The sequence below is a fragment of the Antrihabitans spumae genome (assembly GCF_043944905.1).
Classification (GTDB): Bacteria; Actinomycetota; Actinomycetes; order Mycobacteriales; family Mycobacteriaceae; genus Antrihabitans; species Antrihabitans spumae.
The window spans coordinates 84428-107822 of sequence record NZ_JBIMSN010000016.1; the positions used below are offsets into that span (position 1 = coordinate 84428).

Consider the following 23395-nt stretch of genomic DNA (forward strand, 5'->3'; position numbering starts at 1 on the left):
ATGTACGGCATTTTGCTGCGTTTGATGTTCCTGATCCCACCAGAGCGGATCCACCACCTCGTTTTCGCCTTGATGCGACTGACCGCACGCGTCCCACCGCTGCGCGCCGCGCTGGCCAAGATCCTGGTGGTCGACGATCCGGTTCTGCGGACCAGCGCATTCGGGCTCGACTTCCGCGCACCACTCGGCCTCGCTGCGGGCTTCGACAAGGACGCGGCCGGCGTCGACGCGTGGGATCCGCTCGGCTTCGGCTTCGCCGAGATCGGCACGGTCACAGCGCAGCCGCAGCCGGGCAACCCGTCACCACGTCTCTTCCGGCTGCCCGAGGACCATGCGCTCATCAACCGCATGGGGTTCAACAATCACGGTGCGGGCAACGCCGCCAACAACTTACGGCGCCGCCGGACGGGCGTTCCGATCGGCGCGAACATCGGCAAGACCAAAGTTGTGGCAGCCGAGGAGGCAGCCGCCGACTACACGGCCAGCGCTCTGCTGCTCGGCCCGCTGTCCGACTTCGTCGTCGTCAATGTCAGCTCTCCGAACACCCCCGGCCTGCGCGACCTGCAGGCCGTCGAGTCGCTGCGCCCTCTGCTCGCTGCGGTGCTCGACACCGTCGCGGTACCGGTCCTGGTGAAAATCGCGCCGGACCTGTCCGACGACGACGTCGATGCCGTCGCTGATCTTGCCGTCGAACTCGGACTTGCGGGCATCGTCGCGACGAACACGACGATCAGCCGCGAGGGCCTGCGGACCGACCCCGACCTCGTCGCCGAAATGGGCGCAGGTGGCCTGTCGGGCGCACCTGTCGCCGAACGATCACTCGAGGTGCTTCGTCGCCTGCACGCGCGCGTCGGCGGACAACTGACGATCGTGTCGGTCGGCGGCATCGAGACCGTCGACCAAGCCTGGGAGCGCATCCTTGCCGGCGCAACGCTGCTGCAGGGCTACACCGGGTTCATCTACGGCGGGTTGTTCTGGACCCGCAAGATTCACCGCGGTCTCGCGCGAAAGGTCCGCGAGGCCGGTTATGCAAACATCGCCGAGGCGGTCGGCGCCGAGATCGTGAGCTGACCCGGCGCCGCGCCGCGTTCTACTCTTTCTCCTCGTACGTCCCGACGATGTAGGCCCGCGCGATGGCGTGGACGAACAGGTTGAAACCGAGGTAGCCGGGCATCGAGTCGGCGGTGACGTCCAACTCCTCGACGTCGACGGCATGGACTGCGATGAAGTACCTGTGCGGTCCGTGTCCGGCGGGCGGAGCAGCACCGACGTAGCGGTTCAGTCCAGCATCCGACCGCAACGTGACGGCACCCTGCGGGAGTCCGAGCGTCGCGTCCGTGCCCGATCCCTTCAGCAACGACGTAGTCGACGCCGGGATGTTCGCCACCACCCAGTGCCAGAAGCCGGACGCGGTCGGCGCATCGGGGTCGTACACCGTGACGGCAAAGCTCCTGGTCTGCTCGGGAAATCCGCTCCACGAGAGCTGCGGCGAGAGATCGCGGCCGCCTGCGCCGAGAATGCCGCTGACCTGGTCGTTACCGAGCGGTTCGCCGTCGGTGACGTCGCTCGAGGTCAGGGTGAACGTCGGAAGTTTCGGCAGTGCGTCGTACGGGTTGTACATCATGTGCAGTTCCTTTCGTGGTTACTCGATCGGTGGTGGGTCAGGAGTGTTGGTTCAGGAGCAGCGGGTCAGGAATTCAGGAGGAAGTGCCCGAGCACGCGAGTGCCGAATTTCACGGCATCGACAGGTACCCGCTCGTCGACTCCGTGAAACAGCGCTGCGAAGTCCAGTTCTGGCGGCAACCGTAGTGGCGCGAAGCCGAAGCAGCGAATGCCCAAGCGCGCGAATGCTTTTGCATCGGTCCCGCCGGACAGCATGTACGGAACGACACGGCCGTGGGGATCGTGCGCGAGGATCGCGTCGTTCATCGCGTCGACGAGATGACCGTCGAAGGTCGTCTCGTAGGAATCCAGTTTCGTGATCCAGGAACGCTCGACGTCGGGCCCGATGAGTTCGTCGACCTCCCGCTCGAATTCCGCCTGCCGCCCGGGCACGACGCGGCAATCCACAACCGCCTCGGCAGTCTGCGGGATCACGTTGGCCTTGTAGCCGGCCTTGAGCATCGTCGGGTTGGCGGTGTCGCGCAGGGTCGCTCCCAGAATGCGGGAGATACTGCCCAGCTTCTGGAGCGTGCCGTCCAGATCCGGGGACGCGGGGTCGAAGTCGAGTCCCGTCTCCTCCCCCACGGCCTGCAGGAATTCGGCTACCGAGTCGGCGATCACGAGCGGGAACGTGTGTGTGCCCAACCGCGCGACCGCTTTGGCGAGAATCGTGACGGCGTTGTCCTCGTGCAGGAAGGATCCGTGGCCCGCTCGTGCCTTCGCGGTCAACCGCATCCAGCAGAGACTCTTTTCGGCCGTCTCGACGAGGTACAGCCGCCGCTCGGTGCCGTCCGGTCTTGGCACGGTCAATGAGAAGCCACCGACCTCGCCAACCGCCTCGGTGATTCCCTCGAACAGGTCCGGCCGATGTTCGACCAACCAATGGGATCCGTAAGTGCCGCCCGCCTCCTCGTCGGCGAGAAACGCGAAGACCAGATCACGTGGCGGAACAGTGCCCTCGGCTTTGAACTGCCGCGCCAAGGCGATAGCCATGCCGACCATGTCTTTCATGTCGACCGCGCCCCGACCCCAGATGTAGCCGTCTTCGACGGCACCGGAGAACGGGTGCACACTCCAGTCCGCAGGCTCGGCGGGAACCACGTCGATGTGGGTGTGCACGAGCAGCGCACCGCGGTCGGTCTCCCGACCGGCAAGGCGCGCAAAGACATTGCCGCGCCCCGGTGCGCCGGATTCGACGTATTCGGTCTCGTAGCCGACCTCCTGGAGCATGCTCGCCACCCACTCGGCACACTCACGCTCGCCCTTGGTCGTCTCGAGTTCACCGGTGTTCGAGGTGTCGAACTGAATCAGCCGACTGACGATGTCGACGACCTCACCCACTGCGGCGTCGTGGTCGGTATCGGACGCAGTTCGCGCGGGGAAATCTTGTGAGGTCGACACCGTCCCTTACTACCACCGCACAACCTCTGATGTGGGAAAGCAGGGGCGATTTTGGCCCTGCCGACAAATCGGATAACCTAGCTCAGCGCGCACAGCGTGAACGTAAGTCCGAGTGGCGGAATGGCAGACGCGCTAGCTTGAGGTGCTAGTGTCCTATTAACGGACGTGGGGGTTCAAGTCCCCCCTCGGACACAGTCCAACAAAAATCCCGCAGCAGTGCTGCGGGGTTTTTGCTTTGGTATGGGTGGTTGCGACCGCGCGCCTCGACTTTTTCGGATCTGCGACGGGCGACACCGTCTACCCTCGGTCCCGCGACATCGATACAGGTCCGCTATGCCGCGTGACGCCTGAGCCAGCCTCTGGGATGCCCTGACCGCCGTCCGTTCTCTCGCGACTTTCGACCCGGGTCCCCCACATGGTCGCGTTGATCGCCGACTGGCGCGCAAAACACCGGCAGTGGGGCAGGTACACCATCCTGCTGGACTGAACCCCAGATAGACCCTTCCGCGTGGCCCCCAAGCCACCGATCATGTTGCGATACAGCTCATTTCACGCCCTGTGCGACGACTACGCGCTCCACGCGGAAGCGTGTCGGCGCCAACCGCAGAAGCATCTGCTGGATCGTGTCGTGACGTAGACGTAGCGTGAGCACTCCAGCGATGCGAACATTCATGGTGCACGTGCCCGAAAAGTCCGGTCTCGATAGAAGCGAGGTCCCTGGTGAGCGAACTTCTCAGCACCATAAACGGCTACATCTGGAGCAATGCGCTGGTTTATCTGTGCCTGGCTGCCGGCGTCTATTTTTCCGTCAGGTCACGGTTCGTTCAGGTCCGCCAAGTACCGGAAATGATCCGTCTGATGCTGAAGGGCGAGAAATCGCCGTCGGGAGTGTCGTCTTTTCAGGCACTCACAATGTCGCTGGCCGGACGCGTCGGCACGGGCAATATTGCCGGTGTAGCGACCGCGATCGCATTCGGCGGACCGGGCGCGTTGTTCTGGATGTGGGTGGTCGCCTTTTTGGGAGCGTCGACATCCTATGTGGAATGCACGCTGGGGCAGATCTACAAGATTCGCGACGCACTCACCGGCGAATACCGCGGGGGGCCCGCTTATTACTTGAGCCGTGCATGGTCTCACACCGCCGCGGCCCCCGCGTTCAAGGTGTACGGGTACATCTTCGCCTTTGTCACTATTCTTGCCTGCGGTCTGCTTCTCCCAAGTGTGCAGTCGAACTCGATGGCCCTGGCGATGAACAACGCCTGGGGCGTTTCCACGTGGTGGGTCGCGATCTGCACGGTGATCGTGCTCGCGTTCATCATCATCGGCGGCGTGAAGCGCATCGCTACCTTCGCCTCGATCGTCGTGCCGTTTATGGCCATCATCTACATCGTGCTCGCCTTGATCATCGTGGCCATGAACGCCAGTGAGGTGCCCGGCATGATCAGTACGATCTTCGCCAGCGCGCTCGGAATCGATTCCGCATTCGGTGCCATCATCGGTTCGGCGGTTATGTGGGGTGTCAAACGCGGCATCTACTCCAATGAGGCGGGCCAGGGGACCGGTCCGCATGCTGCTGCGGCTGCGGAGGTATCGCACCCCGCGAAGCAGGGCCTGGTGCAGGCATTCGCGGTATACATCGACACCCTGTTCATCTGCACCGCCACCGGGTTCCTGATCCTGTCGACAGGCGCTTACCGGGTGTACGAGGGCGAGAGCGCAGATGGCCGGGTGATCGCCGAAGGAGGCATCCTGCCGGCTGACGTGGCAGTCGGGCCGACCTTCGTCCAGACCGGATTCGACACCTTGTGGAGCGGGGCCGGTTCGTCGTTCGTGGCAATATCGCTGCTCTTCTTCTGCCTGACGACGCTTATCGCCTACTACTACATGGCCGAAACCAACCTGCGGTTCGTCCTCGGTAAGCATTCGCCGGTGAACGTCAGGTTCATCGGTGGAACCGTTGGATCCAACGCGACTCTGCTACTTCAGGCACTAGTGCTGGTGTCGGTCGCGATCGGCGCGGTCTCGACGGCCAGCGAGGCCTGGACGCTCGGGGACATCGGCGTGGGCCTGATGGCTTGGCTGAACATCATCGGCATCATCATTTTGCAGCAGCCCGCGTACAAAGCACTCCGCGACTACGAGAAGCAGAAGAAAGATGGCGTCGATCCGATCTTCGATCCCGTAGCCCTCGGCATACCCAATGCGACATTCTGGGAGACCCGGGATCCGCTCACCGGGAAGGAACGGGATCTCCACGTCGACGCGTGAGCGGAAATCTGGAGCGGGCCAACGCGACTGATCAGCGCTTGCCCTTCAGTACAATCTGCACCGCAATTCCGACGAGGTCGTCTGCCCGAAAACCAGGGTAGCCGTGCAGGATTCGACGCCAGCGTGCGGGCACAGCCGATGCACCCCACCGTGCTCCCAGCAGTCCACCCGCGATCGCGGCCGTCGTGTCGGTGTCACCGCCTGCGCGCACGGCCATTTCGAGGGCGTGCTGGAGATGCTCGGGAGAAGAGTCGTCGGTGTTGGTGATCGCCCACCAGGCTGTCTGAAGCGCATGGACGACCCAGCCGTTGTTGGCGAAGTCCGCCGGGACACCGTTTTCGGCCGCATCGAGCAGCGGCGACCAGAACTCTGCGACTGCTGTCGGTGCCTTCTCGAGGTAGCCGCGTACACCGTCGAAGTTGCCGTGCAGGACCGCGTGCCGGATCGCGTAGGTCCACATCTGACATGCCTCTGTCGCTCGGTCGTCCGCATGGGTCAGCCGGCCGATCGCGGCGGCCGCCGAAAGACACCCATCCTCGTCGTCGAGATAGGCAAGAGCCACGGGCGCCGTACGCATCAGCGAGCCGTTGCCACCCGTCCGGCCACCGAGCCTCTTAGCGCACCTTGCCATCTCGTGAGCGGACTGCGAGCGAGACGAGAGCACCGAGCGGGTCTGGATGCCCATATCCGGCGGATTCGAGTCGAACCAGTCGACAAATCCCGCGGCGACCGCGTCGAGTCCGTCACCGCGACCGATGTCTGCACCGTCCTTCGCCGCGATAGCGACCGCGATCGCCATCGAGGTGTCGTCCGTCCACTCCCCCGGAGCCCAGTCGAACGATCCGCCGCCAACCATGTCGATCGCCTGCTCCGCGGTCGGATGGGTGAACTCGTACCCCGCGCCGAGCGCGTCGCCAGCAGCGGTGCCAAGCAGGACGCCGGCAGCTCGATCGAGATCCAATGCTTCATTCATTTGCGCCCCTTAGATCGAATTTGCGTTAACTATAGATCAATTATGCGCTAAGGTACCGACATGTCCGAATGGCGCAACGCAAGCGGCAATACCCTGCGGGACTACCCGAGACCCTCGCTCGCGGTCGACGTCGCGGTCCTTACAGTCGCCGAAGCACGCCTGCACGTCCTGGTCGTCGAGTCACCCCACGATGGCTTGGCCCTACCAGGCACGTTCGTGCACCCCAACGAGCGGACCCGCGACGCCGCCGACAGGGCACTGCGCACCAAAGCCGGCGTTTCGGACGTCGAGATGCATCAGCTCGCGATATTCGACGACCCGACGCGCGACTACCGCGGGTGGGTCATGTCCATGGCGTATGGAACCGCCGTCGCCCGAGATCGTTTGCCAGGCAACGCCTTCCTCGTTGGCGTTACGGACGGGGAACCCGACGAATCCCTGGCATGGGACCACGCACGAATGGTGCGGCTCGCTGTCGCCGATCTGCGTGCTCGGTACGCGGACGAGGTGGATCCCGATTACCTGATCGGACACGAGTTCACAGTCCTCGAGCTGCGCCAGCTCTACGAGGCGATCTACGAGCACGCGCTCCCCAAGGACACCTTTCGCAGGCAAGTCAGCGACGGCCTGGACAGCACCGGAAAGGTGTCGTCAGCGGCAGGCGGTCGGCCTGCGGAACTGTTCCGGCGACGAGCCGGGACCTACCTGCCGCGATCTGCCGCGGGAGTTTTCGAAGCACATCGAATCGACGTGACGAGGTGAACGGCATGCAGAACTGGTGGATTGCACATTGGGTCGAGGTCATGGGATTCGTCACGGGCGCAGCGTGTGTGGTGCTGGCGTGGCGTCGAAACATCTGGAATTACCCGATCGGAATCGCGAACACGATTCTGTTCATGGGTTTGTTCTGGACCGCAGGGCTCTACGCGCAGGTCGGCTTGCAGGTTGTGTTCCTCGTCCTTGCCGGTCATGGCTGGATCGACTGGATGCGGACCCGGCAGTGGGAAGCCTCGGCGAATCTGAGGCGTGACGAGGCGTTCGTCTCGAGCGTTCCGCGCCTCGCAGTACTGGCGCTCGTTGCGGCTTTCGTACTTGTGACTCTCACCGTGCGGTGGGTGCTGCTCGAGTTCACCGACTCGACGGTCGCTACGTCGGACGCGGCGACGATGGCCGCAAGCGTCGTTGCCCAGATCATGCTCAATCGGCGTTGGTGGCAGAGCTGGCTGGTGTGGCTTGCCGTCGATATCGCTTACGTATGGCTGTATTTGTCTGCAGGGCTGTCGATTACAGCGTTGCTGTACGGCGGATTCTGCATCATGTGCGCGCTTGCTCTTCGAGAGTGGTTGGCGGTGCGCCGCGCGGCCCAGGACACCCGAGCGGACCTCGTCCGTGTCTGACGCCGAAGGCAGTCGACGCTTCCGCCACGGACTCGTGCTCGGAAAGTTCTACCCGTTGCACTCCGGTCATCAAGCGGTGATCCGCACGGCGCAGCGAGCGTGCGAGCGGGTGACGATCGAGATCCTCGGAGCGTCGGTCGAGACCATTCCGCTCGAGGTCCGCGCGTCCTGGCTACGTGAGGAGCACCCGACCGCGCGGGTTGTCAGCGCGATCGACGACGCTCGGATCGACTTCGGAGACCCCGATATCTGGGATCTCCACATGCCGATCATCGAGGACCTACTCGACGAACCTGTCGACGCGGTGTTCACGAGCGAGCCCTACGGCAACGAATTGGCCCGCCGGCTCGCCGCCGAGCGGGTGCACGTCGATCCCGGTCGACTCACCAATCCGGTGTCCGGCACCGCGATACGCGACGACGTCATCGGCAACTGGGCCGAGCTTCCTCCCCCGGTGCGGGCGTGGTTCACGCAGCGCGTCGTTGTTCTCGGTGCGGAGTCGACCGGGTCCACAACGCTAGCAACGAAACTGGCCGAATCCTTTGCCACCGACTGGGTTCCGGAGTACGGCCGAACCTACTCCGTCGAGCGTCCCGGCGGCCCGAACACACCATGGCGAAGCGACGAATTCGATCTCGTCATGGACCGCCAGATCGAGTCCGAGACACGCGCGCGACGACGAGCACCGATTCCGTTGCTCGTCTGCGATACGGACGCTCTCGCAACGACGATCTGGCACGAACGCTACGTCGGTCCGTGTCCCGAGCACCTTGTCGAACGCGCCGCACAGCACCGACCGCTGGCATACGTGTTGACCGGCGACGAGATTCCGTTCGTCCAGGACGGACTCCGCGACGGCGAGCATCTGCGCCGTGCAATGCAACAGCGATTCCGGGACGTGCTTACCGCCCAGTCGGTCCCGTGGATCGAGGTGCGAGGCACGGCCGACCACAGGGTCGCCGATGCGCGCGCCTTCGTCGAACCGCTGCTCGCGAAAGCATTGCGAATCGGACCATCGCTCGAGGAATCACAGACCCGGGCCTAGCTATCCCTCGGTGACGATCGCGATCGCCGCGTCGGAGGAGAAGAACGGCTCGAGCCGCTGCCGAAGCTGATCGGCGAGCACACCGTTGGCGATGAGCGCGTCGATGATCGGCGGTGCGAACCGCGCAGCTTCGGCGATCAAGTCGTCACGGCTCGAACCCAACTGGTCGAGCAACTCACGAACAGTCGACTGGCCGAAGTTCTCGAAGAAGGTGTCGATCCACGCGTCGACGAGTGCCAGGAGGTACTCCTTGTTGCGCGTCGACATTGCCGCTCCGTAAGCGAGCTCGGCGAGCTCGCGGTTCTCTTCCTCGGAGACGTACAGGCGGAGTTCGCTGACCGGTTCGTTCGCGTGCAGGTCCCACACTTCGAGCACCGCTTCTTCGACAGGTCCGTTCTTGACCAGATCGCGGACCGCACCTTCGGTTTGCTTGAGCGCATACTGCGCGCCCATGCCAGCGACTGCGTCGAGTTGGCCCTTGCCGACTTTCGCGGCTGTCGAAACCACTTTGTCGCCGACCGAGAAGATGGACGACATACCGGGTAGGCGCTCGGCTTTCTTCCTGTTGCCTGCAACGAAGTCGTTGATTATCGATCCGACGAACCGGGATGCAAGCTGAGCGATCAAGGGGCTCAACGTCAATCGCTCGAAAAGCCTTTCCTGTGCGGTCGTGAGCCCGAGTACGGCATTGATGAGCGCCTGCACCTGATCTCGATCGATGACGTCACCCAGGTTGTGTTCCGAGGCTGCGTCGAGGTTGTAGAACACGTCGGCGAACGGAACGACGAGTTGGGAGACGACAGCGCTGCCGCCGACCTGATCGACACCGATGCGGGCGGTGACCTTCACGTCAGCCGGATCGACGACGTCACCCAGTCGGATCGAATCTGCTCCGGCAAGCACCAGATCGATCTCTCTGACGACAACGTCGTCGAACCGGTCGGTGACCTCGGCCAAGATGAACTCGACGAGCGCGTCGAGCAATTTCCCTGTGACAGCCTGTGGATCGTTGCTCATTCGCTTTGTAAACCCTTCCGAAGCTGACGACTGATGTGTCGAACTCTTGCACACACCAATGGGGTTCGCCCGACTGGACTCAGCGCACCGCGAGTGCCTCGATATCGGTCAGCGCGGCGCTGCGCCGATAGAGGTCGTCCTGCTTACCGATGTCGCGCGAGGTGCGGCTCGCGAAGCCCGGCGGCTGCGCGGTGAAGTACTCACCCGAGCGTCCGCGATAGCGGTCACCGATCGCGAGGTCGGCGCCAAGCTTGCTCGGCTTGTCAGGCGAGATCAGAAAAAGGCGAAGCGGCTTCAACACGAGCGCAGGCAACTCGCGGTAGACCTCGGAATCCACGCCGCCGGGGTGCATCGCAGTCGAGGTGATGCCTGCCGGCAGCCGTCGTGCGAGTGCGTTGCTGAACATCAGATTGCCGAGTTTCGACTGCGCATACGCAGCGAGTGCGAAGTAGCGCTCTCGGCCGGTGAACGTGTCAGGATCGATGCTGCCGATGTTGTGCATCACCGAGGACAGGTGCACGACACGGGCGTCACCCGTCTCTGTGGCCGCCGCCTGCAGTTGCGGAAGTAGCAGGTGGGTCAGCAGAAACGGACCCAGATAGTTTGCTCCGAACTGCATTTCGAAGCCATCGTCGGTGAAGTGCTGCTTGATCGGCGAGGCACCCGCATTGTTGATCAACGCATCCACACGGTCGTGGCGCGCGGCGAGTTCCTTCGCGAACGTCCGAATATGGTCGAACGACGACAGGTCGAGAGACAACACGTCGACCTCTGCTCCCGGTGTCCGCTCGACGACGGCCTTGCGCGCGACCTCGGCCTTGGCTTGGTTGCGGCAGCCGAACACGAGCGTCGCGCCCCTGGCAGCCAACTCGTGAGCCATGCCGAGTCCGATACCGCTGTTCGCACCGGTGATCACAACAGTCTTGGTCATGGAGGTACTTCTTACTAGCCTTCGGTCAATGCCGCGACAGCGACCTCGCTCCGCAACGCTTCCAGGGCCACAATCTGACCCTCTGCGAGCGCGAGCAGGTAGTCGAGTTCGGCAATATCGAGCCGATCGTCGTCAACGGCGAGCAGCCGCAGCGCCCGCCACAGTGCCGCTTTACCTGTGACGCCCAGCAACATCGCTTCGAGTTCGGTGAGTGCGGTCAACGGCGAGCGGCCGAACACCCGGTCCGTCAGCTGCAGACCTGAGACCTGGCCCCCCAGCCACGCGCCGAGCACCGCGGTACGGCTCGGCGAGATATCGAGTTTCTTCATGATCTCGCTCAGCTTCTTGCGGTCGTAGTCGATCTCTCGCACGAGTCGGTCCAGCACATCCGTCGAACCATGGTGGGATGCGGCGATCCGCCTGATCAGTTGCACGCCTCCGGTCGATCCGACGTAGTGAGTCCCGACGTAGCTGTCCAGTGCGCTTGCCATGGCTACCGAGTACCCGCCGAATCTCAGTGCCAACCTGGACAATCGTTCGGTTTCGCAACGATCGGAACGGGTATTCGAATGCAGGCCGGGAGCGACCACCGGCATCTTCGACGAGGGGTGTAACTCTGTGCCGCACAGTCTTATCCGTCCGGATATCACTCGGATCGTCGTCGTGGTCCCAGTCCGCAACGAGGAGGACCTGCTCCCCCACTGCCTGAGCGCGCTCGATCGAGCTGCAACGAAGGTAAATGTTCCGGTACATATCCAATTTGTCCTCGACGCGTGCACCGACAGTTCGGCCGACGTCGCGGGCGGCGGTGTGAGCACCTTCGCGATCGACGAGAGAAACGTCGGAGCGGCGCGAGCGGTCGGCTTTTCGGTCGCAGGACACACGTGTCGAGCCGACACCTGGTTTGCAACGACGGACGCGGATTCCGAGGTCGACGAGGGATGGCTGTCGGCACAACTGGCACGTGCTCGAGCGGGCGCCGAGGTTGTCGTCGGCACCGTCGGTGTGCGGTGGTCCGAACAGTCGAAAGATCTCGCGCCGGTCTACGAACGTAGTTACCGCAATCACCCGGATCCGCACATTCACGGCGCGAATCTAGGATTTCGCGCCGATATCTATTGGCGCACAGGCGGATTCCGAAAGTTGAGAAACGGCGAGGACATCGATCTGGTCGACCGATTCAGGGCGATCGGCGCGCGGATCGAGTGGACCGACAGCGCCGACGTCACCACCTCGGACCGCCGGATCGGTCGAGCGCCGGACGGGTTCGCCGCACACATCCGCGGATTGGAATTGTCGGCATGAGCGCCTCGATCAGTATCGAACCGAGCGACACCGAACCCCGCGACTCCACGTCACACAACACAGTCGCGACACAACTCCTGGCAGCAGAACAGGCAGGCGCACTGGACCTGCCTCTGCCCGGCGCAGGGCACACCATCGAGCGGTGGCACGGGTTGGCGCAGCTTTCCTACCGTGACACCGTTGTCGGTCGTCTTGCCGAGGCGCACGCCGACGCGGTGGCGATCCTCGCCGAGATCACCGGTCGTTCGATTCCGAACGGCAGCCTGTGGGGTGTGTGGGCAGCGCAACCTCCTAGACCCGAGCTGAACGCGACGCGACGCACTGGTCGATGGGTGCTCGACGGACGCAAACTGTGGTGCTCCGGCGCGACGATCTGCACACATGCTCTGGTCACGGCACTATGCAACGGGGATTGGCGGCTGTTCGCGGTCGATCTCCGACAACCGGGCGTGCAGCCCGTACCGGACACCTGGCATGCGGTCGGCATGAGCGCATCCGATTCCGGCGCGGTCGACTTCACCGCCGCCGACGCCGAAGCGGTCGGCGAGGCCGGCGACTACATCGACAGAGCCGGCTTCTGGCACGGTGCAATCGGAGTGGCCGCCTGCTGGTACGGCAGCGCATGTGGTGTCGCGGAGGTACTCCACTCGGCCGCAGCCCGCGGTCGGGCCGACGAGCACGCACTCGCTCATCTGGGCAGCGTCACCTCGGAACTGCGCGGCGCCGCAGCCGCTCTGGAAATCGCGGCGCACGCCATCGACGGCGACCCGTACGATCGCGGCGGCCAGGCCCGGATCAGGGCACGAGCCACACGGGCGCTCGTCGAACAGGCAGCGTCCACGACGATGGACCGGGTAGGTCGCGCGCTGGGCGCCGGTCCGTTGTGCGCCGACCCCGCCCACGCGCGGCGAGTCGCCGACCTGACCGTCTATCTACGACAAAGTCATGCCGAACGTGATCTGGCCGACCTCGGTCGTGACGTAGCTGGAAAGGATTTCACCTGGTGGCGCAACCGCTGATCGATCTCGACGACGAAGGCACCCCGGCACACCTGTGGACGGCTTGGGGCACAGAGCATCGGGCATTGGAGATCGAATCCTGTCAGCGGCTCGTCGTCGTCGCCCCACATCCAGACGACGAAATACTCGGCGCTGGAGGCTTGATTGCACTCGCGCGTGGCAACGACATTCCGGTGACGGTTGTGATCGTCACCGATGGCGAAGGCGCATATCCGGGCTCGCCGTCCTACACCCCGCGCGCACTCGCAAGCCTGCGCATCGAGGAGTCCCGGCGGGCGGCTCGTGTGGTCGGCGCGCAGGCACCGACGCGACTGGCGTTTCCGGACGGTGCTGTCGGCTCGCGCGAAGAAGAACTGACAAGCGCTCTTCGTGGGGTTCTCTTCCGTGAGACCGGCCCCGACGTGTGGTGCGCTACGACATGGCGAAACGACGGTCATCCCGACCACGAAGCGGTTGGTCGAGCCACTGCGGCCGCATGTAAAAGTAGCGGCGCAACCCTGCTCGAGTTCCCCGTGTGGATGTTTCAGTGGGCCCATCCCGACGACGCCGTGGTACCGAGCGATCGCGCTCGCGCACTTGCGCTCCCGGCCAAGATCGTTCGTACGAAGCTGGCTGCGATCGACGAATACTCCAGCCAGGCGATTGCGGCGTCGACGCATCCCGCAGACCGGCCGATCCTGCCGCCACACGTCCTCGAGCGTCTCGCCGGGCGATCGGAGACCTTCTTCGTATGAACAGCGATCGGAGCGGAAGCAGTCTGCCGCCGAGCTATTTCGACGATATGTACGAGAAGGACCGCGATCCGTGGGAGTTTCGATCCCGCTGGTACGAGGAACGCAAACGTGCCCTGACCCTTGCTGCACTACCGAAACCGACCTACCGCAACGCATTCGAGCCGGGATGCTCGATCGGTGTACTGACCGAAGCGCTGGCGTCGCGGTGCGACCGGGTGCTGGCGACCGACGTGGCAGACAGTGCACTCGCGTCGGCCCGAACCAGGCTGGCGGACGTAGCCGGAGTCGAACTGCGGATGTGGGCGCTCGGTGACACCTGGCCCGACGAACGTTTCGATCTGATCGTGATCAGCGAAGTCGGGTACTACCTGGATCTGCAAGCCTTACGAACCGCCTGCGACGAGGCCGTCGATCACGCCGAATTCGGCGCCACCGTGGTGTTCGTCCACTGGCGACACCCCGTCGCCGACTATCCGACGACCGGTGACGAAGTCCATGCCGTCGCGCACTCGACCGGGGGGTTGGTGCCGCTAGCACGCTACGGAGACGAGGACGTCCTCATCGATGTCTTCGTCGTCGGGCACGGCACGCCGACGTCCGTCGCGCGTGCAGGCGGACTCGTCTGACGCTCTCTAACGACGTCGGAGACGGAGTACTGGCCCGGGCCAAGGGCTTTCGCGCTATACATCGCCTGATCGGCACGGCGGATCAGATCGTCCGGCGTGCTGGATTCGTCCGATATAGCTACGCCGATACTCGCACTGAAGCTGACCCATCCGGCGTCGCCCGCGTCGACCGAGGTGATCGCCGTATTGATGCGGGTGGCAATTTCGATGGCCGCCTCGAGAGTGTCGATATCTGCGCAGACTACGACGAATTCGTCGCCGCCGAGGCGGGCAACGGTGTCGGTCGGGCGGACCGCATCGGCGAGCCGCTGAGCAAGACCTATCAAGGCGCAGTCGCCGGCGTTGTGACCAAGGCTGTCGTTGATGGTCTTGAAGTCGTCGAGATCTATCAGCAACAACGCACAGTGCGACCCGACCGCATGCGCGCCGCCCAACGCCGCGTCGATGCGTTCGAACGCCAACACGCGGTTCGGAAGTCCGGTCAAAGGGTCGTGCAGACTTTGGTGCCGCAATCGAGCTTCCAGTTCGATGCGACGAATCGCAGCCGACACGACCGCAGCGACTGCCGCGAGAAACGACAGATCTCGCTGGGTGTAGCACCGCACGCTTGTGCTGTGGGTGGTGAGCACGCCCCACAGGATGTCTTCCCCGATCGGCATACTGATGCCGCTCCGCAGCCCCCGCGCGACCATACCCGTTGTCGCGAAACGGGTTTCGTCAGCTCTGTCGGGACATACGACGGTCGAACCGGTCGCCAACGCGTATCCCGCCTGCGACGCTGCACCGGTACCGAGCGTCGTCGGCCGAGGCGCGGGGCCGGAGTAGGCGAGAACGTTGAGCGTCTCCCCGTCGTCGCCGATCCGGGACACGGACGAACATTCCATTCCCACCATGGCTGCCGCGGCGGCGGTCGCTGCGGCGAGAACGGTGTCGAGGTCGGAACTGACGGCTAGCTCGCTCAGCGCGGCCAACGATTGCTGCTCGCACGCACGCTGCGCCGCCGCTTCCAGCGCCTGCTCGAGCCGCTGCTCCTGCTGTCGCGAATGGCGATGATCACGCGCGGTCGTGACGATCAAGGTTGGTCCGGCGGTGTCGCGCACCAATACATACACCGCAATGGTCACCGGAATCGCCTCACCGGTCCGAAAGTTGTTGACCTCGCTGAATCCCGACCAGTCGCCGCAACCGGCAAGACCTGCCTCGAGTTCGGCGTTCGACAGCGCACCGACCTCCGTCACGAAGTCCGCCGTGTGGCGTGTACAGGCGTCGTCGAGATCGTCGAGACCGACGAGACGGATACCCGCGGGATTCAGGTACAGCACTCGCCCCGAGACGAATTCCGACAACATGACGAGGTCGGGCGATCGCGCAAGGACCGAGCGAAACACGGCCGGGTCCATCGAATCGGACTCCACCGCATCTCCCTTCAGGTCGTGTGACCATCAATCCGACCATACGTTGTCGCGGAATGCCAGACGTTTGCCCTATTCCGAGTATGCGTCACATTCTCCCGGTCGCCGCGTCCGCTGTACTCAGCCAGCGTCGCGGCGACCAGATCCGCGACGGGGCGCACGGTATCGACGCCCGATACCGAATGGCCGCAGCTCGAAATGTCCTTCCATGTCGAGCCTTCCGACACCAGTAGACGCGCCATGTCGGTGGTTCCGAGCGATGTTGGGTCACCAGGCATCGATGCCGACAGGATGCTCGTCGGTAGACCCGTGAACGCCGATGTCAGCACCACGTCGTCCAGCGACGATGCGATCAGTGCTTCCTTGTGCTCACGGCGCGCCACACTCTCCTCGGTCGCGATGAACTTCGTTCCCATGTAGGCGAGGTCGGCGCCCAGTTCGATCGCCGCCCGCAGCGCGACGCCGTCGGAGATACCGCCGGCCACAACCACCGGGCCTCCGAAAAATTGCCGCACTGCGCGAACGAATGCGAACGGGTTGGCCCAGCCGGTCTGGCCACCGGCTCCGGCGGTCAGGAGGACCAAACCGTCGGCGCCCGCCTCGATAGCGCGGTACCCGTGCCGGATCGACGATACGTCCGCGAACACGAGTGTCCCTACGTCGTGGAGCGGTCCGACTGCCCGCGCGGGTGAACCGACCGACGTGATGACGAGTTCGGGTGCAGCACTCTGCAATACGAGGAGGTCGGCGTCGCATCGCGCATTGCTCGCGTGCACGATGAGATTCGGCGCGACGGGCGCCGGCGCGAGGCCCGTGTATTCGCAGGTCGTACCCGCCAGACCTGTGCGGATCCGCGACAGCCAGTCCTCTAGCTCGTCGGTGGTTCGAGCGTTGGCAGTCGGAAAAGCACCGACGACGCCCGCCGAGCACGCAGCCGTGACAAGTTCCGGGCTCGACACCAAGAACATCGGCGCCGCGATCAGGGGAACGGTGAGACGAGTCCGGATTTCGTCGAAAACTGTCTGCATTATTGCGTTCCGAGCAGGATCGTGTCGGCTACGAGGTCAGGTGCATCCCACATCGGAACATGCCCGCAGCCTGGTAGTTCCACCCAGCGCGTGTGCGCGGGCAGTTCGCTTCTGTCACGCGCAGTCCTGAGCTGCAACATCCGTTCGCTGCTGTTGTACGCGACGGTGATCGGTGTTGTTATCGCGTGGCCACCGGTGAATCCGACCGTCTTTGCGACACGCAGGATGGGCTCGAAAGCCGTTCGGCATAAATCGAACTCGCGCAGCATTCCCGCTGCATCGGCTACGGGTATCCGGCTCGGCTGTCGCGCAATCTGGGAAAAGGCAACGGTGCGAATGACTTTCGACCGTAGCACCGCCGCCTCTCGCCCGCGGGCAAGCCGCGCACCGACCAGACCCGCGCGAAACTTTGCTCGCAGTAGCGGCGGCATTCCGTTTCGCCATAACCCAGCCGGACCCAACGCGACGACAGATCGCGCAAGACCGCGCTTGGCGGCTTCCAACGCGACCCATCCACCCATCGAATTGCCTGCGATGTCGACGGGCGTTCGGATACCCGCGTCGGCGAGCTGGTCGGCAAAAGCGCCGAGCAGCCAGTCCATGGTGAATTCGACATTGTCCGGAAACGGCGTCCGCCCGAATCCCGGAAAGTCGAACGCGACGACATGGCGCTGCATTGCAAGCTGATCCAGCACCGGCGTCCACGTGCGCGACGTCGCGCCACCCCCGTGCAATAGGACAAGAGTCCGACCGCTTCCCCACTCGGTGCGATACCAGTCAGACACTGGCTGCCACCGCATAGAGATCCTCGACGAGGTGCGAGTACTTATCTGCGATCGGCTTTCGTTTGAGTTTCATCGTCGGTGTGAGCTCGTCGGAATCCGGCTGCCAATCGACGTCGAGGACGGTGAATCGTTTGATCTGCTCGACCCGTGAGAGTCGCTCGTTGGCAGCGTCGACTGCCGCCGAGATGGAGTCACCGACGATCGTGTCGCGCGCCAAGCTCGCGGTTGATACGTCAGCGATTCCGTGTGTGCGAGCGAAAGCAGCGGACGTGTCGGGATCGAGCACGATCAGCGCGACGTTGTACGGCCGCCTGTCCCCGATCACGATGGCCTGACCGATCAGTGGATGTGCGGACTTCAGCACGGCTTCGATGTTCGCCGGCGACATGTTCTTACCAGCGGCGTTGATGATGATTTCCTTCTTCCGACCCACGATGCTGACGTAGCCGTCGTCGTCGATCGTGGCGATGTCACCGGAATGGAACCAACCGTCGGCATCGATCGCGTCGCGGGTCTTCGCTGGTTCGCCGCGATAGCCGACCATCACCAACGGTCCACGCACGAGTAGTTCCCCGTCGTCGTCGAGCCGCAGTTCCACACCGCGCATCGCCGTTCCGCAGCTGCCGATCTTGATCGCGTCGGGCGGGTTCGCCGTAATGAGGCAGGACGTCTCCGACATGCCGAGAATCTCGGCGAGCGGCAATCCGAGCGCATGAAAGTACCGGACCACCTCGTCTTGGACGGGTGCACCACCGACCCAGAGCGACGTGCACTCGTCGAGCCCGAGGCTCGCAACGATGGCCGCACGCTGCGGACCCGTCAACGACGCGGGATCTAGGATCCCCTTCGCCTCGAGCCCGGCTTTGATCTTCTCGAACACGCGCGGCACACCGCCCCACATCGTCGGCCGCGTATCGGGGAGATGCGTGACGACCGTTGCCGGGTCCGCGATCGTCGTGACCGTGTAGCCCATCCCGATCGAAGCCTGATAGTGCGCGACCCAGCGATCTGCCAGATGAGCAGACGGCAGGTAGGAAACGGTCCGGCCGTTGGATGACAGTGGTATCCGGTCCGCAACCGCACGAACCTCGGCAAGCAGGTTGGCGTGGCTCAACTCGACGCCCTTGGGCGGACCGGTTGTCCCCGATGTGTAGATGAGGGTCGCAAGATCGGACGGCTGCACAGCGCGCATGCGGCGTCGAAATCGAAGTTGTTGTCGGACAGAGCTTTCGAGCCGACCGATTCGAGCTGCTGGAGCGACATTGCGGCACCGGCAGCGCTGTCGAGGCCGTCGACGACGATCGTGCGGGTCACGGAGGAACCGGTGATCGCGGCGCGAAGAACGGGCAGAAATGCGTGTTCTGTCACCACGATCCGGTTGCCTGCGTTGGCAAAGAGGTGCGCAATCTGTTCCGGTGCGGAACTGTTGTAGATCGAGAACGGTGTCGCGCCGAGATGCAGCACCGCGGTGTCGACGAGGTGGAATTCCGGACGATTCACGAGCATCAACGCAACCGTGTCTCCGCGCTGCACGCCGAGCGATGCCAATCCCGCCGCGATACGCCGGACCCGATCCGCGTAGGTCGCCCAGGTGATCGACACGGCATCTCCGGGTGTCCGCAACGCGACGTGCGACGGCTGTCGCGCCGCAGTGATCTGAAACGCTTCGCAAAGTGTGGTTGCCGACAGGGCCAGTGCCATCGTGTGCTCCAAGATGTGGGAACTTGTGGATGGAAGACAATCATCCGCACGAAACGCCCACGTCACCATGGATCCATCGTCAATCTAAACGGGAATTGTTTGTGTACGAATCCAAACTCCGGCAGTAGGATCGCCGAAACGATGACAGTCACGCCACAGGAATTGCTCGCAACATTGATCGGATCCATCGACGAGTTCGTCGGTCGGTTCGTCGATCGCATGCGTAATGAGGTCGCCGCGTACGCGCAGGTCGAGGCAGTTGTTCTTGCCCCGGCCACTCGGTTCGCGATGACTGTCGTCTTCGACGCGATGACGGCTGGTCGACCGTTCTACCCAGCCGAACTCGAAACTCTTGCCGACCACGGCGAAGTTCGTGGCAGGCAGGGATTGTCGCTCGACGAGGTGTTCGCAGGCTGGCACGTGGCGAGCCGGATGCTGCTCGACGATCTCGTGCGAGTCGGTCGCGAGGCTGGCGTCGGCGATCACGTGTTGCTCGATCTATCGCACGACGTCCTGCGGACCGTGGACGAAGCCATGCTCGCATCGGCACGCGGCCACCACCGCGCCGAGTTCGAGATCGCCCGCCTGCAACAGAATCATCGCGCCGACCTGGTTCGCGGAATTCTGTTCGGAACCCTTGCGCCTGCGACGATTCGGCTGCAGATCGAGAGCTACGGCCTTGCCTTCGATCGCGACTACTACGCGGTCCGCTCGCGTCCGACCACGACTACGCCGACCCGCGATCTCGAGCAGGCGCTCCGACTCGCGCCGACGAGCGGGCGACCGCACGGGCTCGGCGCGCTGGTCGACGGCGATCTCGTCGGTTTCGTCGATGTCGTTCCGCCGCAGGCGCTGTCGGTCGCAGTCGGCCTCGGTCCCGCGGTACGCGCGGATCGTCTCGAAATGTCGTTTCGACTCGCCACACGGGCCATGACGACGGCTATTGCGTTCGGAATCGACGGGACCCGCGATCTTCGGAGTCTGGGATTGCTCCCGGCCGTGGTTACCGACACCGACGTCGGCGACGAGTTGGTCGAGCGGTACCTCACCCCGCTCGGCGGAGGTGACGGCGCCGCAGCGATCCGAAGCACGGTCAGTGCATACCTCGCACACGACATGCGGATCGACCGAACCGCCGAGGTGCTGACGCTGCACCCGAACTCGGTGCGGTACAGACTGACTCGTTTCGAGACTCTTACCGGCGCCAACCTGCGCGACACCGGCGAGCTGCTCGAAATCTGGTGGGCACTGCGGCGGTGGGAGCTACGGACCTGACAAACGGGCATTTCCGCTGCACGGGTTCGACGTCGGACGCATAGTTGTCAGTTATGAGCCGATGGTTCTCGGAGGCGATCGTCGATACCGGCCGACTCCCCCTGTTCTTCATGCTCGTCGCATTTTTGCTCGCGTTCTTGTTCATCAGGTTCAGCGTGCGAATGATTCGTGCCGAAGTGTCCTGGTGGCCAGGGAATGTCACACCAGGCGGCATGCACATCCATCACGTGATGTTCGGCCTCGTGATGATGCTGCTGTCGGGTTTCGGCCTCGTCATCCTCGCCAGCGAGCAAACCCCGGTCCCCAACTGCATTCTCGCGTCGGTGTTCGGTGTCGGCAGCGCACTCGTCCTGGACGAATTCGCACTCGTACTGCATTTGCGCGACGTGTACTGGGCGGAGGAAGGCCGGTCGTCGATCGACGCGGTGTTCGTGGCGATCGCGATCCTGACCCTGTTTCTCCTCGGTCTGCACCCCATCGGACTGTCCGGTGACTTCGACGATTTCCGCAAGGATCCGAACACCCTCAACCTGGTCGTCGTTCTCGTCGGACTGGCGATCGAGTTGCTGCTCGTTGTCATCACGTTGCTCAAGGGCAAAGTGTGGACCGGTCTCGTCGGCATCTTCATCGTCCCGTTGCTCATCGTCGGCGCCATCCGGCTGAGCCGCCCGAACGCGCCATGGGCACGATGGCGCTACACCAACAAGCCGCGAAAGTTCGCGAAAGCGGTCGCGCGCGAGCAGCGGCTCCGAGAACCCGTGATACGCGCTAAAATCGTTCTGCAAGAAGCAGTGTCCGGACGCTTCGGCGTGCCGGCCGACCTGCCGCAACTGCTGGCCGAGCCTGAGATCGCCGCCCTACCCACGCGGGAGACCGCGCCCAACGCTCTGCTGACTGCGTTGCGCTGGCGGCTGACCCGACAGCGACTGCGTCCGGCACCGTCGTGGCGTTTGCCGATGGTCTTGGTCATCATCTCGATCGTTGCAGCGTTCGTTTTCGTCACGATCGATGCCGATGCCGCAACCGGAGCGGGCGACATCGTCGGCGGCGGAACCGATCACGGGTCGACCGCGACGCTGCTCAGCGTCATCGCCGGCGGCATGGTCACTCTTACCGGCTTGGTGTTCACTGCGCTGACCCTGGCGATGCAGACGGGCGCGGCGCAGATATCGGTGAAGATCGTGCCGATCCTGCAGCACGATCCGCTGCTGCGGTGGTCGATCGGAATGTTCCTGTCCACCTTCGTCTTCTCGCTGATCATCGCGTTGGATCTCGCGCTCGACAGCGAGACCTCGGAGCCCGTCGTGTCCACGGTCATCGCGTTCGCACTGGCTTTCGTCAGCGTGTTCCTGCTGATTGCGCTCGTCGCGAAGGTCGCGTCGGTCCTCAACCCGGGTCGCTTGCTTCGGTGGACGGCGACTCAGGGTAGGGACGCGATCCTGCGGTCCTACCCGGGTGAGGCGTCCGAACCCGCACCCGACGTGCCCGCGGTCGAACCGATCGCCGCCGCACTCGGCGAACCCACCACCATCCGCCTGCGTCGGCCGGCTGCAGACGGCCGAGTTCTGTTGGCTGTGAACGTCGCTCGTATCCAGCGCCTCGCTATCCGCTGGGGTGTGAACGCCGCGGTCGAGCCGAGTATCGGCGAGTTCGTAGCACTCGAATCACCACTGTTCACGATCTACGGACCCACGGAACGCGTGCGCGAACATCAACTGCTCGACTGCCTACTCTTCGGCGAGATGAACAGCCCGATGATCAGTCCCGTTGCCGCCCTTCAGACGATCGTCGACATCGCACTGAAAGCCCTCTCGCCTGCCGTGACAGATCCAGGTCGAGCGGTGCAGGCGATCGACCACATCGAGGATCTACTGCTATTGCTCGCAGAGCGCGTACGACGCGAATCTGCACATTCCCAGCTGTCCCGCATTCGCGGCTACCAGCAGAGCTGGGCCGACTACGTTGCCGTCGCGACGGACGAGGTCCGCCACTACAGCACGCATTCGACCCAGGTGCAACGCCGGCTGCGATCGATGTTCACGACACTGATCGCAGCGTGCCCGCCCGACCAGCACCAGCCGCTACTCGATCGAATAGCCGCGCTCGACGCCCGCATCGACCGCGAGTGGCCGGACGCGCTCGACGCCATGCTGGCACGAGTCCCCGACCCGCAGGGTCTGGGATCCGAGAGCGGCCGGTCGACCCGGACGCATCCGCTGGTAGTTGGCCCGGCTACTCCGGCGCCTGATCCTCACTGACAACAGGTTCCGTCGCTGCACGGTCGTCGGCATTGCCAGGATTGCCTTCCGATCGCCGCTCTTCGGTGACGCTTTCCTCGATGTTGTTCACGATCTGGGCAAGGTCGCGATCGCGCTCGTGTCCACCTTCCGGCGGGACTTGGATCTCGTCGATTTTCGCCTGGGTCCCACTGTCGGTATCGGGTTGTTCGCTCATCACACCTGCTCCTCCAACTCGATCGGGTCCACGTCGTCCAGCAACTCGGCATCGACTTCGTTCAGATCTGTGACATCGTCGGTGACCTGCTCCAAGACGTCGGGGATCTCCTGCCCGAGCTTGCGATCCAGGCTCTCACCTTCGGCCTGCTCAGCGGCCGTGACGCCGAACTTGTCGATCCCGGCAGAGCGTTCCTCCGGAGCTATACCCGCGTCGAGAACATCGCCTACCCCGGAATCGACCAGGGTGTCCTCCGGTTGCAGCTGATCTTCGGAGTCGATGCTGTATTCGCCTGTCGATCCTTCGACTTCGGTTTCTTTGCCTGCCATGTTCTCCGCCATACCCGAATCCACCACGACGAA

22 protein-coding genes, 1 tRNA gene and 1 pseudogene are annotated in these 23395 nt (G+C 63.8%); 12 read left to right on the forward strand and 12 right to left on the reverse strand.

From position 1 onward, the window contains the following. Complete coding sequence (locus ACHIRB_RS03765; protein ID WP_395115988.1) at positions 1-1071, forward strand: quinone-dependent dihydroorotate dehydrogenase; 1071 nt, start codon at positions 1-3, stop codon at positions 1069-1071. A 19-nt stretch (positions 1072-1090) separates the two neighbouring features. Here ACHIRB_RS03765 and ACHIRB_RS03770 read toward each other — a convergent pair whose 3' ends face one another. Next, positions 1091-1624, reverse strand: coding sequence for a YbhB/YbcL family Raf kinase inhibitor-like protein (locus ACHIRB_RS03770; protein ID WP_395123375.1), 534 nt, complete (start codon positions 1622-1624; stop codon positions 1091-1093). A 65-nt stretch (positions 1625-1689) separates the two neighbouring features. Further along, entirely contained in the window at positions 1690-3063 is a 1374-nt protein-coding gene (locus ACHIRB_RS03775) for a M20/M25/M40 family metallo-hydrolase (RefSeq protein WP_395115986.1), read from the reverse strand. Between the two features lie 106 nt (positions 3064-3169). Between ACHIRB_RS03775 and ACHIRB_RS03780 the strand changes: the two genes are divergently transcribed. Next, positions 3170-3255: transfer RNA gene (locus tag ACHIRB_RS03780), tRNA-Leu, on the forward strand. Positions 3256-3783: 528 nt separating this feature from the next. Further along, positions 3784-5331: an alanine/glycine:cation symporter family protein gene (locus ACHIRB_RS03785; RefSeq protein ID WP_395123374.1), complete on the forward strand. Its 1548-nt coding sequence runs from the start codon at positions 3784-3786 to the stop codon at positions 5329-5331. A 31-nt stretch (positions 5332-5362) separates the two neighbouring features. Here ACHIRB_RS03785 and ACHIRB_RS03790 read toward each other — a convergent pair whose 3' ends face one another. Then, the gene (locus ACHIRB_RS03790; RefSeq protein WP_395123373.1) at positions 5363-6304 is read right to left on the reverse strand and encodes an ADP-ribosylglycohydrolase family protein; all 942 of its coding nucleotides are present in this window, start codon (positions 6302-6304) and stop codon (positions 5363-5365) included. A gap of 60 nt (positions 6305-6364) precedes the next feature. On the opposite strand from ACHIRB_RS03790, the gene ACHIRB_RS03795 reads away from it, so the two are divergent. From ACHIRB_RS03795 to ACHIRB_RS03805, 3 genes are read left to right on the forward strand one after another with little or no spacing between them, the layout of a single operon-like run. Continuing rightward, positions 6365-7066 carry an NUDIX hydrolase gene (locus ACHIRB_RS03795; RefSeq protein WP_395115983.1) on the forward strand — a complete coding sequence of 234 codons (702 nt, stop codon included), beginning with the start codon at positions 6365-6367 and terminating at the stop codon, positions 7064-7066. A 5-nt stretch (positions 7067-7071) separates the two neighbouring features. After that, a complete protein-coding gene (pnuC, locus tag ACHIRB_RS03800) occupies positions 7072-7701 on the forward strand; it encodes a nicotinamide riboside transporter PnuC (RefSeq protein WP_395123372.1) in 630 nt (209 codons plus the stop codon). Then, positions 7694-8746, forward strand: a complete 1053-nt coding sequence (locus ACHIRB_RS03805; protein WP_395115981.1) for an AAA family ATPase — start codon at positions 7694-7696, stop codon at positions 8744-8746. The genes pnuC and ACHIRB_RS03805 overlap by 8 nt, the downstream gene beginning before the upstream one ends. Here ACHIRB_RS03805 and ACHIRB_RS03810 read toward each other — a convergent pair whose 3' ends face one another. The 3 genes from ACHIRB_RS03810 to ACHIRB_RS03820 form a co-directional block, all read right to left on the reverse strand. Further along, a complete protein-coding gene (locus tag ACHIRB_RS03810; protein ID WP_395123371.1) occupies positions 8747-9763 on the reverse strand; it encodes a hypothetical protein in 1017 nt (338 codons plus the stop codon). A gap of 79 nt (positions 9764-9842) precedes the next feature. Then, positions 9843-10694, reverse strand: a complete 852-nt coding sequence (locus ACHIRB_RS03815) for an SDR family NAD(P)-dependent oxidoreductase (RefSeq protein ID WP_395115979.1) — start codon at positions 10692-10694, stop codon at positions 9843-9845. A 14-nt stretch (positions 10695-10708) separates the two neighbouring features. Beyond that, entirely contained in the window at positions 10709-11185 is a 477-nt protein-coding gene (locus ACHIRB_RS03820) for a hypothetical protein (RefSeq protein ID WP_395123370.1), read from the reverse strand. Between the two features lie 127 nt (positions 11186-11312). On the opposite strand from ACHIRB_RS03820, the gene ACHIRB_RS03825 reads away from it, so the two are divergent. From ACHIRB_RS03825 to ACHIRB_RS03840, 4 genes are read left to right on the forward strand one after another with little or no spacing between them, the layout of a single operon-like run. Beyond that, entirely contained in the window at positions 11313-11999 is a 687-nt protein-coding gene (locus ACHIRB_RS03825) for a glycosyltransferase family 2 protein (RefSeq protein ID WP_395115977.1), read from the forward strand. Next, entirely contained in the window at positions 11996-13018 is a 1023-nt protein-coding gene (locus ACHIRB_RS03830) for an acyl-CoA dehydrogenase family protein (protein WP_395123369.1), read from the forward strand. Before ACHIRB_RS03825 ends, ACHIRB_RS03830 begins: the two co-directional genes overlap by 4 nt. Further along, complete coding sequence (locus tag ACHIRB_RS03835; RefSeq protein ID WP_395115975.1) at positions 13003-13752, forward strand: PIG-L deacetylase family protein; 750 nt, start codon at positions 13003-13005, stop codon at positions 13750-13752. The genes ACHIRB_RS03830 and ACHIRB_RS03835 overlap by 16 nt, the downstream gene beginning before the upstream one ends. After that, positions 13749-14378 (forward strand): class I SAM-dependent DNA methyltransferase, encoded by a 630-nt coding sequence (locus tag ACHIRB_RS03840; RefSeq protein ID WP_395115974.1) that lies wholly within the window; start codon positions 13749-13751, stop codon positions 14376-14378. Before ACHIRB_RS03835 ends, ACHIRB_RS03840 begins: the two co-directional genes overlap by 4 nt. On the opposite strand, the gene ACHIRB_RS03845 is transcribed toward ACHIRB_RS03840, so the two are convergent. From ACHIRB_RS03845 to ACHIRB_RS03860, 4 genes and pseudogenes are all read right to left on the reverse strand, one after another. Next, the gene (locus ACHIRB_RS03845; protein ID WP_395123368.1) at positions 14291-15793 is read right to left on the reverse strand and encodes a diguanylate cyclase domain-containing protein; all 1503 of its coding nucleotides are present in this window, start codon (positions 15791-15793) and stop codon (positions 14291-14293) included. The two genes, ACHIRB_RS03840 and ACHIRB_RS03845, sit on opposite strands and share 88 nt — an antisense overlap. Before the next feature lie 11 nt (positions 15794-15804). Further along, positions 15805-16818 (reverse strand): NAD(P)H-dependent flavin oxidoreductase, encoded by a 1014-nt coding sequence (locus tag ACHIRB_RS03850; protein WP_395123367.1) that lies wholly within the window; start codon positions 16816-16818, stop codon positions 15805-15807. Further along, the gene (locus ACHIRB_RS03855; RefSeq protein ID WP_395123366.1) at positions 16818-17603 is read right to left on the reverse strand and encodes an alpha/beta fold hydrolase; all 786 of its coding nucleotides are present in this window, start codon (positions 17601-17603) and stop codon (positions 16818-16820) included. Before ACHIRB_RS03855 ends, ACHIRB_RS03850 begins: the two co-directional genes overlap by 1 nt. Continuing rightward, positions 17596-19304 (reverse strand): annotated as a pseudogene (locus tag ACHIRB_RS03860) (AMP-dependent synthetase/ligase). The gene ACHIRB_RS03855 and the pseudogene ACHIRB_RS03860 overlap by 8 nt, the downstream one beginning before the upstream one ends. Before the next feature lie 141 nt (positions 19305-19445). Here ACHIRB_RS03860 and ACHIRB_RS03865 point away from each other — a divergent pair. Both ACHIRB_RS03865 and ACHIRB_RS03870 read left to right on the forward strand, forming a co-directional pair. Continuing rightward, positions 19446-20579: a PucR family transcriptional regulator gene (locus ACHIRB_RS03865; protein ID WP_395115969.1), complete on the forward strand. Its 1134-nt coding sequence runs from the start codon at positions 19446-19448 to the stop codon at positions 20577-20579. 53 nt (positions 20580-20632) lie between these two features. Continuing rightward, on the forward strand, positions 20633-22837 hold the full coding sequence (locus ACHIRB_RS03870; protein WP_395115968.1) for a DUF2254 domain-containing protein: 2205 nt from the start codon (positions 20633-20635) through the stop codon (positions 22835-22837). Here the strand turns inward: ACHIRB_RS03870 and ACHIRB_RS03875 are convergent. Further along, positions 22812-23033: a hypothetical protein gene (locus ACHIRB_RS03875; protein ID WP_395115967.1), complete on the reverse strand. Its 222-nt coding sequence runs from the start codon at positions 23031-23033 to the stop codon at positions 22812-22814. The two genes, ACHIRB_RS03870 and ACHIRB_RS03875, sit on opposite strands and share 26 nt — an antisense overlap. Then, complete coding sequence (locus ACHIRB_RS03880; RefSeq protein WP_395115966.1) at positions 23033-23374, reverse strand: hypothetical protein; 342 nt, start codon at positions 23372-23374, stop codon at positions 23033-23035. The genes ACHIRB_RS03875 and ACHIRB_RS03880 overlap by 1 nt, the downstream gene beginning before the upstream one ends. Positions 23375-23395: the final 21 nt, after the last annotated feature.